At 48.7% G+C, this 15,211-nt stretch carries 13 protein-coding genes; 5 read left to right on the forward strand and 8 right to left on the reverse strand.

Annotation, left to right across the window (positions count from 1 at the left end; translation table 11 throughout):
• Nucleotides 1-53: 53 nt before the first annotated feature.
• Together HMPREF3139_RS04135 and mpl are read left to right on the forward strand one after the other, a co-directional pair.
• Entirely contained in the window at nt 54-392 is a 339-nt protein-coding gene (locus HMPREF3139_RS04135) for a P-II family nitrogen regulator (RefSeq protein WP_003683576.1), read from the forward strand.
• 407 nt (nt 393-799) lie between these two features.
• A complete protein-coding gene (mpl, locus tag HMPREF3139_RS04140) occupies nt 800-2,176 on the forward strand; it encodes a UDP-N-acetylmuramate:L-alanyl-gamma-D-glutamyl-meso-diaminopimelate ligase (protein WP_070460746.1) in 1,377 nt (458 codons plus the stop codon).
• Between the two features lie 155 nt (nt 2,177-2,331).
• Here mpl and HMPREF3139_RS04145 read toward each other — a convergent pair whose 3' ends face one another.
• From HMPREF3139_RS04145 to lon, 6 genes are all read right to left on the reverse strand, one after another.
• Nucleotides 2,332-5,262 carry a class I SAM-dependent DNA methyltransferase gene (locus HMPREF3139_RS04145; protein ID WP_070460747.1) on the reverse strand — a complete coding sequence of 977 codons (2,931 nt, stop codon included), beginning with the start codon at nt 5,260-5,262 and terminating at the stop codon, nt 2,332-2,334.
• A 118-nt stretch (nt 5,263-5,380) separates the two neighbouring features.
• Nucleotides 5,381-5,509, reverse strand: coding sequence for a FeoB-associated Cys-rich membrane protein (locus tag HMPREF3139_RS10530; protein WP_003683546.1), 129 nt, complete (start codon nt 5,507-5,509; stop codon nt 5,381-5,383).
• A complete protein-coding gene (locus HMPREF3139_RS04150) occupies nt 5,506-7,374 on the reverse strand; it encodes a ferrous iron transporter B (protein ID WP_049323195.1) in 1,869 nt (622 codons plus the stop codon). Before HMPREF3139_RS04150 ends, HMPREF3139_RS10530 begins: the two co-directional genes overlap by 4 nt.
• Nucleotides 7,375-7,401: 27 nt before the next feature.
• Nucleotides 7,402-7,671 carry a FeoA family protein gene (locus HMPREF3139_RS04155; RefSeq protein ID WP_003746882.1) on the reverse strand — a complete coding sequence of 90 codons (270 nt, stop codon included), beginning with the start codon at nt 7,669-7,671 and terminating at the stop codon, nt 7,402-7,404.
• 351 nt (nt 7,672-8,022) lie between these two features.
• Nucleotides 8,023-8,292, reverse strand: a complete 270-nt coding sequence (locus HMPREF3139_RS04160; RefSeq protein WP_003683413.1) for an HU family DNA-binding protein — start codon at nt 8,290-8,292, stop codon at nt 8,023-8,025.
• A 185-nt stretch (nt 8,293-8,477) separates the two neighbouring features.
• Nucleotides 8,478-10,937, reverse strand: a complete 2,460-nt coding sequence (lon, locus tag HMPREF3139_RS04165; RefSeq protein WP_070460749.1) for an endopeptidase La — start codon at nt 10,935-10,937, stop codon at nt 8,478-8,480.
• A 213-nt stretch (nt 10,938-11,150) separates the two neighbouring features.
• On the opposite strand from lon, the gene HMPREF3139_RS04170 reads away from it, so the two are divergent.
• The 3 genes from HMPREF3139_RS04170 (at nt 11,151) to lipA (ending at nt 13,141) form a co-directional block, all read left to right on the forward strand.
• A complete protein-coding gene (locus tag HMPREF3139_RS04170; protein WP_070460750.1) occupies nt 11,151-11,426 on the forward strand; it encodes an HP0495 family protein in 276 nt (91 codons plus the stop codon).
• Nucleotides 11,426-12,028 carry a lipoyl(octanoyl) transferase LipB gene (gene lipB / locus HMPREF3139_RS04175; protein ID WP_070460752.1) on the forward strand — a complete coding sequence of 201 codons (603 nt, stop codon included), beginning with the start codon at nt 11,426-11,428 and terminating at the stop codon, nt 12,026-12,028. The genes HMPREF3139_RS04170 and lipB overlap by 1 nt, the downstream gene beginning before the upstream one ends.
• A gap of 129 nt (nt 12,029-12,157) precedes the next feature.
• Nucleotides 12,158-13,141, forward strand: a complete 984-nt coding sequence (lipA, locus tag HMPREF3139_RS04180) for a lipoyl synthase (protein WP_070460755.1) — start codon at nt 12,158-12,160, stop codon at nt 13,139-13,141.
• A 190-nt stretch (nt 13,142-13,331) separates the two neighbouring features.
• On the opposite strand, the gene hemB is transcribed toward lipA, so the two are convergent.
• Entirely contained in the window at nt 13,332-14,333 is a 1,002-nt protein-coding gene (hemB, locus tag HMPREF3139_RS04185; RefSeq protein WP_070460758.1) for a porphobilinogen synthase, read from the reverse strand.
• A gap of 32 nt (nt 14,334-14,365) precedes the next feature.
• Nucleotides 14,366-15,076, reverse strand: coding sequence for a DUF6973 domain-containing protein (locus HMPREF3139_RS04190; RefSeq protein ID WP_070460760.1), 711 nt, complete (start codon nt 15,074-15,076; stop codon nt 14,366-14,368).
• Nucleotides 15,077-15,211 lie beyond the last annotated feature (135 nt).

Genomic DNA, 15,211 nt, shown 5'->3' on the forward strand with positions numbered 1-15,211 from the left:
CAAAGGCCGTCTGAATGTTTCAGACGGCCTTTTTGCAAACAAGGAGACTTAATATGAAAAAAATCGAAGCTATTATCAAACCTTTCAAACTCGACGATGTACGCGAAATCCTGACTGAAATCGGCATTACCGGCATGACTGTCAGCGAAGTCAAAGGTTTCGGCCGCCAAAAAGGCCATACGGAAATTTATCGTGGCGCAGAATACGCAGTCGATTTTCTGCCTAAAGTAAAAATCGAATTAGTATTGGCTGACGATAAAGTCGATCAGGCTGTGGATGCCATTTTAGAAACCGCGCATTCCGGCAAAATTGGTGACGGTAAAATCTTCATTTATCCGGTTGAAGAAGCTATCCGTATCCGTACCGGTGAACGCTCGGAAGCAGCGCTTTAATAGAAATCGCAAAATACAGAATACAAATGCCGTCTGAAAATAAGTCGTAGCGTGGTTTGCTCAGGACTTATTTTTCAGACGGCATTAATTGAATACGCCCCCATTTTCTAAAGTCTATCCAAGTAAACCTATTATCGAAAACCTCACGCTATCAAGCATGGAGGAGTTCGAGGCAATGCTTCACCTGACCTTCGTAAACGACTTTACCGTATCAAATAACTCTTTCCAAAGTAGTGCTTACCCAATCCCATACTTGCAAAACCTCAATGCCCTCCTTTTAAAATCAAATTCCTCGTGTTTTTTTCCTATTCTTATTGTTGCCTAACTTTTCAGACGACCCCTTTCTTTATCCAAACTCCGTTATAATGACGGCTTTAAAATTAATTCATTCCCAAAACGGTCTTATCATGAAACACATCCACATTATCGGTATCGGCGGTACATTTATGGGCGGCGTAGCGGCTATTGCCAAAGAAGCAGGTTTTAAAGTCAGCGGTTGCGACGCCAAGATGTATCCGCCGATGAGTACCCAGCTCGAAGCCTTGGGCATTGACGTACACGAAGGCTTTGATGCCGCTCAATTGGACGAATTTAAAGCCGATATTTACGTTATCGGTAATGTTGCCAAACGCGGCATGGATGTGATTGAAGCCATTTTGAACAAAGGTCTGCCTTATACTTCCGGCCCACAATGGCTGGCTGAAAACGTATTGCACCGGCACTGGGTACTCGGCGTGGCAGGAACACACGGCAAAACGACCACAGCCTCCATGCTGGCATGGGTCTTAGAATATGCCGGCCTTGCACCGGGCTTCCTCATCGGCGGCGTACCGGAAAACTTCAGCGTTTCCGCCCGCCTGCCGCAAACGCCGCGCCAAGACCCGAACAGCAAATCGCCGTTTTTCGTTATCGAAGCCGACGAATACGATACCGCCTTTTTTGACAAACGCTCCAAATTCGTACATTACCGTCCGCGTACCGCCATTTTGAACAATCTGGAATTTGATCACGCCGATATTTTTGCCGATTTGGGCGCCATTCAAACCCAATTCCATCATTTGGTACGCACCGTGCCGTCTGAAGGCCTCATCGTCTGCAACGGCCAGCAGCAAAGCCTGCAAGATACTCTAGACAAAGGCTGCTGGACGCCCGTAGAGAAATTCGGTACCGAACAAGGCTGGCAGGTTGGTACCGTCCATGCCGACGGCTCGTTTGATGTACGCCATCACGGCGAAACGGTCGGACACGTCGCTTGGGAACTGATGGGCGAACACAACCGCATGAACGCCCTCGCCGTTATCTCTGCCGCGCGTCATGCCGGAGTCGATATTCAGACGGCCTGCGAAGCTTTGAGTGCATTTAAAAACGTCAAACGCCGTATGGAAATCAAAGGTACAGTAAACGGCATCACTGTTTACGACGACTTTGCCCACCATCCGACCGCCATCGAAACCACCATCGAAGGCTTACGTCAGCGCGTCGGTAACGCACGCATCCTCGCCGTCCTCGAGCCACGTTCCAACACCATGAAGCTCGGCACCATGAAAGCCGCCCTGCCCGCAAGCTTAAACGATGCAGACCAAGTATTCTGCTACGCCGGCGGCGTGGACTGGGACGTCGCCGAAGCCCTCGCACCTTTAGGCGGCAAGCTGCATGTGGGCAAAGACTTCGATGCCTTTGTTGCCGAAATCGTGAAAAATGCCGAAGCAGGCGACCATATTTTGGTCATGAGCAATGGCGGTTTCGGCGGAATACACGGAAAGCTGCTGGAAGCGTTGAAATAAAGGTTTGTTGAAAATTTTGAATGATTGAGGCCGTCTGAAAACCGGAATTTGGTTTTCAGACGGCCTTTTGGTTGTGAAGTAATGAGATGGGGAAAAACCGATATTTCCGGCGAATCAGGTTTGGTTATAAACCAAGCCGGATTTGCCGTTTGCCTTTATTTGGATTTTTTGGGCGGCTTGGTATTTTGGCTTTCTATTGCCTTTCGGTATAGGTCAAACAGAAAGGTGACGCGTTCTGCCTCATCGTCAGTGTTTTTGCCTTTTTTGTAGCCGTAGGCTTTATCTACTGCTTTGTCGAGGGTGGCGTGTGCTTTGACGAGGTCGGGATAGCCTGCGTCGGACGCATAAAGTTCGGCGAGCGTAGGGGGAGGCAGATCGTTAGCAAGCGCATCGGCACGGTATTTCTCGCGAGTGTCAAGGATGGCTTGGGCGGCAGCTTCGATGGCGGAACGGAGGGGATTGTTTTCAGACGGCCTTGGCGTTTCGCCTTTTTTGCCCGAAGCTTCCTGACAGGCAGTTTCGTCATCGTTGGGTTTACGGCAGCTTTCTGGGAAGGGAAAGTTGTTGTACACAATTAAACTGGAATAGCTGTAATCGCTTTTCAGACGGCCTGAAACAGTACGCATAAAGGCATTATGCATGGTGGAGCAGAGAATGCCAAAGTGGTAAAGAGTGGCATTAGGTAACATGAATAGCTTATCTCCGGCAATAGTTTGGGAATCCAAATAGCCGATGGGAATGAAACGGCGATTTTCAGAAGATACTTTAGGGATGGCAAGATAATTGCCGTCTGAAATATTGCGTAATTGCTGGAAAAGCCAAGGAGTCATAGCATCTTTTTGAGTTTGCTTATCTTTACTAGCCTCACGCATGGCTTTGACTGCCTGAATACGGGCTTGGACTTGAGGCATCTGTTTCAGGTCGTGGTTGCGTTTGACATCAGGTACGCCGTTAAACCAAATGCACCAACGTTCGATACCATTAAGGAATTCGTTACCCATCGAGAAGGCACGGATGTAGTTTGCCGCCAATGGTTCGGTAGCAATCAAGGCTTCTTTTTCATCGGTGGAAAGGATAAGGTTGCCGCCTTCGGTAGGCTTGCCTCCACTAACCATTTCAATTTCTCCGCTGATTTGGGTTTTGCGCTTGGCAATAATCAAATCGGGCGCATCAATCAGATAAGGATTGATGTTGGCTACGGCGTGTTTTTGGGGTTCACCTTTGATGTCGGGATAGTCGTAGAGGTATTTGGGCAGAGCGGGATTTGCCGAAGCGTTTGCGCCGCCGTTTTCAGACGACGTTTGCGGTTTGCGGCTAAAGCCGACGATGATGCAATGGACGGCGGCTTTGCCTGCGGCTTGGCTCGTCCATTGGAAGGTACGGTGGGCAAAGTTGATTTCGATGCCTTGGTTCAAAAGGCTGCCCCAGAGGATTTCGACCTGCTGGCCTTGGCAGATGGAATTGGTGGAGACAAATGCCGTCTGAACTTGGGAATTCTGCGCCATGATGCCGGCGGCTTTGACATACCAGTTGCAGACGTAATCCAACAGGCCGTAGCCTTTGATATGGCCGCAAATGCTTTCGAGGTCGTTTTTCTGCTCTTTAGTTTGGTAGGTCGAGCCGATAAAGGGCGGATTGCCGAAGATGTAGTCTGCCGCCTGCCAAGGTGTGCGGAGGCTGTTGGCGTGGATGATTTCGGCGGCGTCTTCGAGCGGCAGCGTATGGCAGGCGACTTCGCCGTCGAAGCGGATTTGCGTGCGGATGTTGCATTGGTGGTTTTTGAGCCACATGGCGGTACGGGCGATAAGGACGGCAAATTCGTCTATTTCGATGCCGTGGAATTGTTTCAGACGGCATTGGACGGACGGGCTGTCGAATAAGCCGCCTGCTTTGTCTTTGAGCGCTTCGGCGATGATGTCGTCTTCAAGGGCGCGGATGCGGTCGTAGGCAACGATAAGGAAATTGCCACAGCCGCAGGCCGGGTCTAGGAACTGCAGGTTTTGGATTTTTTGGTAGAAGGCGGCGAGTTTTTTGGCTTTGTCGCGTTTGAGGGCTTTGACGGCTTCAAATTCGGCGCGCAGGTTTTCTAAAAAAAGGCCGTTGATGACTTTGTCGATGTTGGCGGCTTCGGTGTAGTGTGCGCCTGCTTCGCGCCGCTCTTGTGCGTCCATGACGGATTGGAAGAGCGTGCCGAAGATTTCTGGACTGATGTTGCGCCAGTCGAAATTACCGCAGTCGATTAAGGCGTGGTGCTGCTTGTCGGTGAAGTCGAAAGTGCGCAGGCGTTCTTTGAAAAGGCCGCCGTTGACGTATTCGAAACCTTTAAATTTTTCGCTTTGGGTCTTGCTGCGCTTTTGGTCGGGTGTGTTGAGGAATTCAAAGAGTTGATTGAGCTTGTCGCCAAGCATATCGGCCTCTTTGCAGCTTTCTAAAAAGTCTTGAAAGAGGTAGTTGCGCTGGAAAACGGCGCTGTCGTCGGCAAAAAAGAGGAAAAGCAGGCGCGTGATGAAGAGCCTGAGTTCGTGTTCTTCGTAAATGCCCTCTTCCTGCAAGGCATCGTGCAGTCTGCCAATGGCCGTCGCCGCTTGAATATTGGCTTCTTCTTGAATTTGGCGGACTTTGGCTTCGATGCCGAACATAAAGTCGAAAACGCCGCGCGTAATGTATTCGGGCAATTCTTCCAACGGGAATTGCCATTGGTTTTCTACGCCTTCTTTAGGATCGCGACGATAAAGGTGGAAATGGGCAAAATCGCTGACGGCGTAATATTCAGGTAAGGCAGACGGCTTGGTGCGCTCGATTTCCTGCAAATAACGCTCCGCCTGTTCTTTGGCTTTGGCTAGGTTTTTGTTGGCGGATTTGTGTTCTGCCAGGAAGATGCCTTCCCAAAAGACATCGACAAATTGGGTGTTGTTGCTCGGGTCTTTAACGGCATATTCGAAGTGGACGACGTTTTTGCGATCAATGCCGAAAATCGCAAAAAATTCATTCCAAAAAGTGTCTTTTTCACGGCGTTCGTCGGTTTGGTTTTTATAGTGGTCGGCGAAATTTTGTGCAGCGCTTTGGAGTTGGAGCAGGGTTTTCATGACTTTATGGAATGAATGTATTGTATAAATGGATGGGGCGTTATTATAACGGTTTGCGTTAAAAAGGTCGTCTGAAACCTCTTTTCAGACGACCTTTCTTCTTTCTGGTTATCAATATTTAACCGCAACCACCGCATTTGCCGCAGCCACTGCTGCAGTCGCGTTTTTTCGGTTTGAACACGAATTTTCGCAAGAGGAAGAATACGCAGGCGAGCATAATCAAGCCGACGATAATATATTGAGTCATGACGATAGTATCCTTGAAGAAAGTTGGTAAACCACAAATGCGGCAAAATAAGCCATCAGGAACAAATAGCCTGTAATCATAAGCATATTTTTCGTGGATTTGGTTTCGCGTCTAATCACGGTCAAAGTCGCGGCACACATCGGAGCATACACATACCAAGCCAAGAAGGCAAAGGCGGTCGGCAAGCCCCAGTTGTTGTGTATGATGGGAATTAATGCGTTTTGTACGGCATCTTCAGACGACGCGCTGACGGCATAAACGGTACCCAATGCGGCAACGACCACTTCGCGCGCGGCAATACCCGGAATCATGGCGATACACATTTCCCAAGTAAAACCCAAAGGTGCAAAAAACGGCTGAATAGCATGACCAAGCGTACCTGCCAAGCTGTAATCGATGGCGGCACCGGTTGCGCCTTCAGGCGGTTGCGGCCAGCTTACCAAGCCCCACAGAACCACGGCCAACGCAAAAATGATGGTACCCGCGCGTTTCAGGAAGGCTTTTACCCTATCCCACAAGCTGGTCATGATGTGTTTGAAGTTAGGCGTACGGAAAGTCGGCAATTCCATCAAAAGTGGGAATTGTTGCACATTGCCTTTCATCCGCGCCAAGCGTTTCATGATATACGCTGCCAATGCGGCCGACAGAATGCCTACGATATAAAGAATAAACAATGTCAGGCCTTGCAGGTTGAAAATCCCACCCACTGTACGGTCAGGAATAACAGCGGCGATAATCAGCGCATACACCGGCAAACGTGCGGAACAAGTCAGCAACGGCGCAACCGCGATGGTAACAAGGCGTTCGCGCGGGTCGTTAATGGTACGCGCCGACATCACGGCAGGAACGGCACAGGCAAAGCTGGACAAAAGGGGAATAAACGAACGGCCGGACAAACCGCTTTTTGCCATGATGTTATCCAGCAGGAAGGCTGCACGCGGCAGATAGCCTGAGTCTTCCAATAGCAGGATAAAGGCAAACAAAATCGTAATCTGAGGCAGGAACACCAACACGCTGCCCAAACCGGCAATGACGCCGTTGACCAGCAAATCGTTGAGGATGCCCGGCTCCATGTTGGCGCCTATCCATTCGCCCAGCGCGGTAAAGCCACCTTCGATGGCGTCCATAATCGGCGCCGCCCATGTGTAAACCGCTTGGAACACCATAAACAGGATGACCAGCAGCATAATCATGCCCCAGACGGGGTGCAGCACGATGTCGTCGAGTTTTTTGTGCCATGCGGGCAGCGTCATCTGGGTGCGTACCACTTGTGCCAAAATCGATTCGACTTCTTGATAAAGTTTGTCGCTATCCAGCGCATCGAGCGTGCGTTCGGCAGAGGCGGGGTTTGCGGGGAAAGAGCGTTTGCGCGGCAGCTTCGCCACGGCTTCGCGTACAGCCTGTACACCCGACGCGCTCACTGCAACTGTTTCCAAAACAGGTGCATCCAACAACTCGCTCAGTTTGGCCGCGTCGATATTCAAGCCCCTTTTGCGGGCCACGTCGCTCAAATTCAGCGACACCACCATAGGCAGTCCCAGCGTTTTCAGTTCCAAAATCATGCGCAGGGTCATACGCAGGTTGGTCGCGTCGGCAACGGCAATAATGGCATCGGGCGGAATGCCCATCTTGCCTACCATTACATCTTTCGCCACCGCTTCGTCGGGGCTGGTCGTGCGTAGGCTGTATGTGCCCGGCAGGTCGATAATGCGGACGGCCTCGTCGTCGAGGAAGGCGCCCTCGCGCTTATCGACAGTTACGCCCGGATAATTGGCAACCTTGGCATGTGAGCCGGTCAAACCGTTGAACAAAACGGTTTTGCCGCAGTTTGGCGCGCCAATCAAGGCAAAATAGCTTAGTTCCATCATTTTTCCTTATTCTTTCAGACGGCCTTAAACGGCCTCAACGATACGACACATAATCTTCCCGGCCTCTTCCGAACGCAGGGAAAATTGAGATTGGTTACCCAAACGTACCGCAAACGGGCCTCTCCCAAAACCACCCACTGCAATCACTTGCAACGGCATTCCGCTGGAAAAACCCAAATCTGCAAGACGACGGGTTACCAAGGTATCCAAATCACCAAAAACAGGATTGGGAGCAATGGAATCAATATGTACGACTGCGCCTTTTTTCAGGCGCGACAAAGGAACAGCAGACATAAGTCTCTCTTTTCTTTTTGTTTTAAAAATAGATTATTGAAAAAACGTGAGAAGTATGATGAATGTGTAGCACATTTGAAAGATTGTTTACGAATGGCTATTTGCCCCTTCTTTCGATAAGTGCGGTTTGTTTTGAATACTGTTATTGTTTCCCTTAATGATAAGGTATATCAATATAAAAATCAAATGTAACAAGATAAACTAAAAAGGCTGAAATCCTTTTATCATTAGGATTTCAGCCTTTTTATACACTCAACAAACCAAAGGCCGTCTGAAAACTTTCAGACGGCCTTCAAAATAAAAAACCGAATCAAATCGGTTTTTTATTCCCATTCAGGGAAAGACTCTAAATTACAGAGCGTCTTTCAATGCTTTACCGGCACGGAATTTAGGAGTTTTAGCAGCAGCAATAGTCAAAGGCTCGCCAGTTTTTGGGTTGCGGCCTTGACGTTCGGCGCGTTCGCCGACGTAGAAAGTACCGAAACCGACCAGAGTAACAGTGTCGCCGTTTTTCAACGCGTTGGTTACGGCATTAGTAGTAGCATCCAAAGCTTTTTGCGCAGCAGATTTGGAAATGCCGGCTTCTTGAGCAATTGCTTCGATCAATTCAGACTTGTTCACAATTAGTCCCTTCCTATCGTAAAAAATGATGAAATGCCCGAATACTCGGGGCTTAAGCACTTTTAAAGCACATACGCACTTTATAGCAATTCTGAAATTATCATGTCAAGTAAAAGATGTGGAATTGCCCTATTTTTGTGGCATTCAGGGCAAAACCACATTTTTTGCAACATCAGACGGCCAACTTAATGCTTGGTTGCTTTTGTTCTTGACTTCGTCTTAGAAGTTTGCGGAGTTTCGTCAACCGCCAATTCAGCCGCCCATTGCTCAGGCTGAGTTTCCAAACCCAAAGCCAACACTTCATCAATCCATTTGACCGGATGAATGGTCAGACCGGTTTTGACATTTTCAGGGATTTCTTCCAAATCTTTGACGTTGTCTTTTGGAATCAATACATGCTTGATCCCGCCACGCAAAGCAGCCAGCAGTTTTTCCTTCAAACCGCCAATCGGCAAGACTTCGCCACGCAAAGTGATTTCGCCGGTCATCGCCACGTCTGCACGCACCGGAATTTTGGTAAAGGCAGAAACCATCGCCAAAGTCATGGCGATACCTGCACTCGGACCGTCTTTCGGCGTCGCACCTTCAGGTACATGGACGTGAATGTCTTTCTTCTCGTAAAAATCAGGAGCCAGACCCACTGATTCAGCACGTGAACGGACAACCGACCATGCGGCCGATACCGATTCTTTCATGACATCGCCCAGTTGGCCGGTACATTGAATCGTACCTTTGCCCGGCAAGGCAACCGCCTCAACGGTCAACAACTCGCCACCGACTTCGGTCCAAGCCAGACCGGTTACCTGACCGATGCGATTTTCGCTTTCGGCCACACCATAGTCGAAACGGCGCACGCCCAGATAGTCATGCAGATTTTTCTCAGTAACTTTAATCGCTTTAGGCTTGGCCTTGCTTACTGTTTTGGATTTGGACGCTTTTTTCTTGTCCTCATTCAAAGTAACCTGCATCACTACTTTGCGGCAGATTTTGGCAATTTCGCGATCCAACGAGCGGACACCGGCCTCGCGGGTGTAGTAACGGATAATATCGCGCACCGCACTTTCATCAACCACCAACTCGCCTTCTTTCACACCATTGCGCTTCATTTGTTTCGGCACAAGGTATTGCATGGCGATATTGATTTTTTCGTCTTCTGTATAACCGGACAGACGGATGATTTCCATACGGTCAAGCAGCGGAGTCGGGATATTCAAGCTGTTTGAAGTGGCAATAAACATCACATCGCTCAAATCATAATCGACTTCGGCATAGTGGTCGGCAAACTTGTTGTTTTGCTCAGGATCCAGCACCTCAAGCAATGCACTGGCCGGATCGCCACGGAAATCGCTGCCCATCTTGTCGATTTCATCCAGCAGGAACAATGGATTTTTCACACCCGCTTTCGCCATGTTTTGCAGGATTTTGCCTGGCATAGAGCCGATATAGGTACGGCGGTGGCCTCGGATTTCGCTTTCATCACGCACGCCGCCCAACGCCATACGCACATATTGTCGGCCTGTGGCTTTGGCAATCGACTCACCCAAGGAAGTTTTACCCACCCCCGGAGGACCAACCAGACACAAAATCGGGCCTTTGAGCTTGTCCATACGTTTTTGAACAGCCAAATATTCCAAAATGCGCTCTTTGACTTTTTCCAAACCATAGTGGTCGGCATTCAAAATCAAATCAGCCTTGGCAATATCTTTGCTGACACGGGATTTTTTCTTCCACGGCAGCTCAAGCAAAGTATCAATATAGTTGCGCACGACAGTAGATTCCGCAGACATCGGCGGCATCATTTTCAGTTTTTTCAATTCAGACAGACATTTTTCTTCAGCCTCTTTGCTCATGCCTGCTTCTTTGATTTTGTTTTCCAGCGCATCCAGCTCGTCGCGCTCGTCTTCTTCGCCCAATTCTTTCTGAATCGCTTTTACTTGCTCATTCAAGTAATACTCACGTTGGGATTTTTCCATTTGACGTTTTACACGGCCACGGATGCGCTTCTCGACTTGCATGATGTCGAGTTCGGCTTCCAACTGCGCCAGCAGAAATTCCAAACGATCAACAATGCCGGCAGTCTCCAGTACATATTGACGCTGCTCTAATTTCAGCTGCAAATGCGCGGCAATGGTATCGGCAAGACGGCTGTTGTCATCGATACTACTGATGGTACTGATAACTTCAGCAGGGATTTTTTTGTTCAATTTCGCATATTGCTCAAATTGAGTCAGCAAGGTACGACGCAAGGCTTCAATTTCGGGATTGTCCTTGTCGCTGTTTTCATCAATCGCCTCAACATGGGATAAAAACAGTCCGCCTGTTTCGTCAACCGTCAATGCGCGCGCACGACGGATACCTTCTACCAATACTTTAACGGTACCGTCAGGCAGTTTCAAAACCTGCAAAACTTGGGCGACTGTGCCAGTTTGGTGCAAGTCTTCAGCTTTAGGGTCTTCTGTATTAGGGTCAAGCTGGGCCAACAGAAAAACCGGATCATCATTGGCCATTGCCGCCTCAAGGGCTGCAATCGATTTAGGACGACCGACGAACAGCGGCAATACCATATGCGGATACACCACGACATCGCGTAAAGGCAAGGTAGCCAGCGCACTGTATTCCTCGAAATATTTGTCTTTTGTCGGCATAGTTAATAATCTCAATCATTGTTAAATCAGAATGTAGCTCAAAATTGGGCTGAAGCGCTCCATTTCAAGACTTGAAAACAGCTTATCCGCACCTATTTTCAAAAACATCATTTTTAATAGCCCGATATGGACGTTTACGATAAAATATATCGGATTTCGGGCCGTCTGAAAACTTTTCAGACGGCCCAAGCAAACCAAACAAGGCAGTAAACCATGACAGACTCAACTGAAAAAAAATCACTGATTGAATTCCCTTGCACCTTCCCTGTAAAAGTCATGGGCGCGGTTCATCCGGAATTTGAATCCGCCATCTTGGAAACTGTGCGCAAACATGCTCCCGATACCGAGCCGCACCACATTACTACGCGCCCAAGCAGCAAAGGCAACTACACCGGCGCAACCGTCAAAGTAAATGTCGACAACCAAGAGCAGCTCGACAATATCTACCGCGACCTGACTTCACACGAATTGGTAAAAGTGGTGCTGTAATGAAAATCGTGCACAAAGGCTTGGTCGATTACCTGCCGACTTTCGAAGCCATGAAGGCATTTAATGCCTCGCGTGACGAAAACACCGAAGACGAATTATGGGTGGTCGAACATCCACCCGTATTTACCCAAGGCTTGGCCGGCAAGCCCGAACACCTCCTCATCCGCGACGATATTCCCGTTGTCCAAATTGACAGAGGAGGTCAAATTACCTATCACGGCCCCGGCCAATTGGTCGTCTATACGATGATTAATTTCAAACGCCGTAAAACCAGCGTCCGCCATATCGTTTCCGCACTTGAAAACAGCATCATCGCCACTTTGGCAGAATACGGCATCGAAGCAGCCGCCGACCCCAAGCGTCCCGGCGTTTATGTCGGCGAGCGTAAAATCGCTTCCCTGGGCCTGCGTATCAAAGACGGCTCCGTTTACCACGGCTTGGCTCTCAATGTGAACATGGATTTAAGTCCGTTTACCCATATCAACCCCTGCGGTTATGCTGGTATGGAAATGACCCAAATTGCCGACTATGTCTCTCCGGCACCCAGTTTGGCAGAAGTTGCAGACAAAATGACCAAGCATTTACAAAAAGAGCTGGCATAAGGCCGTCTGAAAATATTCAGCCCCAACGCCATCCTTTAACAGCCCCTCTGAACCCACAAGCCCTTAGGCCATAAAGGCCGCAATCAGCTTTTCAGACGGCCTTTATAACGACAGAAAGAACACATCACCATGAGTGAAGAAGTAAAAAACGACCCAAAACGCGGCATCAAACTGAAAGGCGCAGATAAAACTGCACGCATTCCGATTAAAGTTGTTCCATTGGAACAAAAATTGAAAAAGCCCGAATGGATCCGCGCCAAATTACCGGGCAAGAAATTCTTTGAAATCAAAAACATTCTTCGCGAACAAAAAATGCATACCGTGTGCGAAGAAGCATCTTGTCCCAATATCAGCGAATGCTTTACCAAGGGTACGGCCACATTCATGATCATGGGCGATATTTGTACCCGCCGCTGCCCATTCTGCGACGTTGGCCATGGCCGCCCGAATATGCTGGATCCTGACGAGCCTAAACATTTGGCAGAATCCGTCAAAGCCATGAACCTGCGCTATGTCGTGATTACTTCCGTCGACCGTGACGACCTGCGTGATGGCGGCGCCCAACACTTCGCCGACTGCATCAAAGCCATCCGCGAAACCAGCCCGAATACCAAAATCGAAATCCTTGTTCCCGATTTCCGCGGCCGTTTGGACATCGCACTGGAAATCTTGGCAGAAACACCGCCCGACGTGATGAACCACAACTTAGAAACCCATCCAAGCCTGTATAAAAAAGCCCGTCCGGGTGCCAACTACCAACACTCCCTCGAGCTTTTGCGTCGCTACAAAGAAATGATGCCCCATATCCCGACCAAATCTGGCATCATGGTCGGCTTGGGCGAAACAGACGAGGACGTGCGCGAAATCATGCGCGATATGCGTGCCAACAATATCGAGATGATTACCATCGGCCAATATCTGCAACCTTCAGACGGCCACCTGCCCGTCTTGCGCTATGTAACGCCCGACCAATTCAAAGTTTTTGAAAAAGAAGCATACGAATTGGGCTTTACTAATGCCGCCATCGGCGCAATGGTTCGCTCCAGCTACCACGCAGACGAACAAGCAGCCGAAGCTTTGCGTGAAACCCACGGCGGTTGCAGCCACCACTAAGGTTTAAATCATATAAGGCCGCCTGAAAAATCAGGTAACTGTTTTTCAGACGGCCTTTATTTATGCAAAACTCTTTAGATTTTCAAAAAATAAACCTTAGTCAGGCCCTATTGAGCCAATCTTAAGTAATATAAAAAAGCGGCTAAACAGGATAAACACTGTTTGCCGCTTTTTGATTTATTTCTTTATTTTACTTCTTCAACAATTTTGCCGCTTCAATCGCATAGTAAGTCAAAATACCATCAGCGCCGGCGCGTTTGAATGACAACAGGCTCTCCAAAATGGTTTTTTCACCATCCAACCAGCCGTTTTGAATGGCAGCCTGAAGCATGGCATATTCGCCGGAAACTTGGTAAGCATAAGTCGGTACGCCGAACTCGTCTTTGACTCGACGGACGACATCCAAATATGGCAGACCCGGTTTTACCATGACCATGTCTGCGCCCTCTTGAATATCCAATGCTACTTCGTGCAAGGCTTCATTAGTGTTTGCAGGGTCCATTTGGTAGGTTTTCTTGTCTGCCTTACCCAAATTGCCGGAGCTGCCGACGGCATCGCGGAACGGGCCATAGAACGCTGAAGCATATTTTGCCGAATACGCCATAATGCGCGTATGGATATGTCCAGCATCTTCTAAGGCTTCACGGATGGCAAGAATACGTCCGTCCATCATGTCTGACGGGGCAATGACTTGTGCGCCCGCATCAGCATGACACAAAGCCTGTTTTACCAAAACTTCAATGGTTTCATCGTTGAGGACATAGCCATTTTCATCGGTTAAACCGTCTTGGCCGTGAATGGTATAGGGGTCCAAGGCAACGTCGGTCATGATACCCAACTCTGGGAATTTCTCGCGCAGGGTTCGTACCACTGTCGGCACCAAGCCTTCAGGGTTATAAGCCTCCTCCGCAAACTCGGTTTTATTTTGCGTTACCACAGGAAACAAAGCCAGCATAGGAATACCGAGCTTCAGTGCTTCTTCAGCGGTAAACAATAATTTGTCCAAACTTTGGCGTTTGACACCCGGCATGGATGGGACCGCCTCTTCCTGATTTTGGCCTTCCAATACAAAAACCGGATAGATCAAATCATCTGCTGTCAAAGTATGCTCGCGCATCAGGCGACGTGAAAAATCGTCTTTACGCATACGGCGCATACGGGTGTTTGAGACATAACGCGGAGGGAAATTCATAATAATTGCCTTTAAATGATGAAGTCTTAAAATCAGTCTTCGACTTGACGCATGGCCTTAACCGAACGCTTGATTTCGCTGAGCGTATCGGTTTTATAACCGCTACGTTCCTGTTCGGTCATGCCGTTTTGATCCAATTGGGCGATATTTTTCAATGCCTCGGCATACTGGCCGTCTGAAAGTTTTTCCTGTTTGATGTGCCAACGGTTTTTCACTTCGGAAGCCGTCCATAAGCCTACTTTGTTGTAGTAGAACAAAATGCTTGCCGCTAGCGTTTTCATATCGCTGTCAGGCTTGGCACTGCCGATACTGCGGCCGATACGGTTGTTGCGCTGATCAACCGCTTGGTCGGCAAGGTAGCGGCTGAAGTAGTCATCTTTACCTTCACGCAATTCCATATCCGTCAGACGCGCATTACCTGCTTTTTCTGCAATAATGCTGTCGAATTTGGAAGCAATCCCCGCCTGCCATAATGCTTGGCGTACGGCATTGACCTGTGTTCCCCTACTGTCGCCGTTTGCTTTGTCGTCCAAACCTGTACGCTCGGCAAAGCGTGTGGCATTACTGGTCATATTGATTAAGCCTTCGTCTTCCATGCCGATAACTTGAGCAGCTACGGGATGGTTAAGCGCGAATTGAGCCATTTTGCTGCGGCGGCTTTGATCTTCCTGATACGATTGACAGCCGGACAATACCAGCATGCCGAGAACGGCGCATTGAATGTGTTTTTTAATATGTTTCATGATGTAACTATCGATATTATTGTGTGAGTTCAACTTCTTTGTTTAACATAGAAACGCCCGTAAGCGCAAATTAATTTCCATACGGACAAATCGGCGCATAAATGGCTATTTTATAATAAAAATAAGGCCGTCTGA

It is taken from the genome of Neisseria sp. HMSC15G01, from assembly GCF_001808255.1.
Taxonomy (GTDB): Bacteria; Pseudomonadota; Gammaproteobacteria; order Burkholderiales; family Neisseriaceae; genus Neisseria; species Neisseria subflava_A.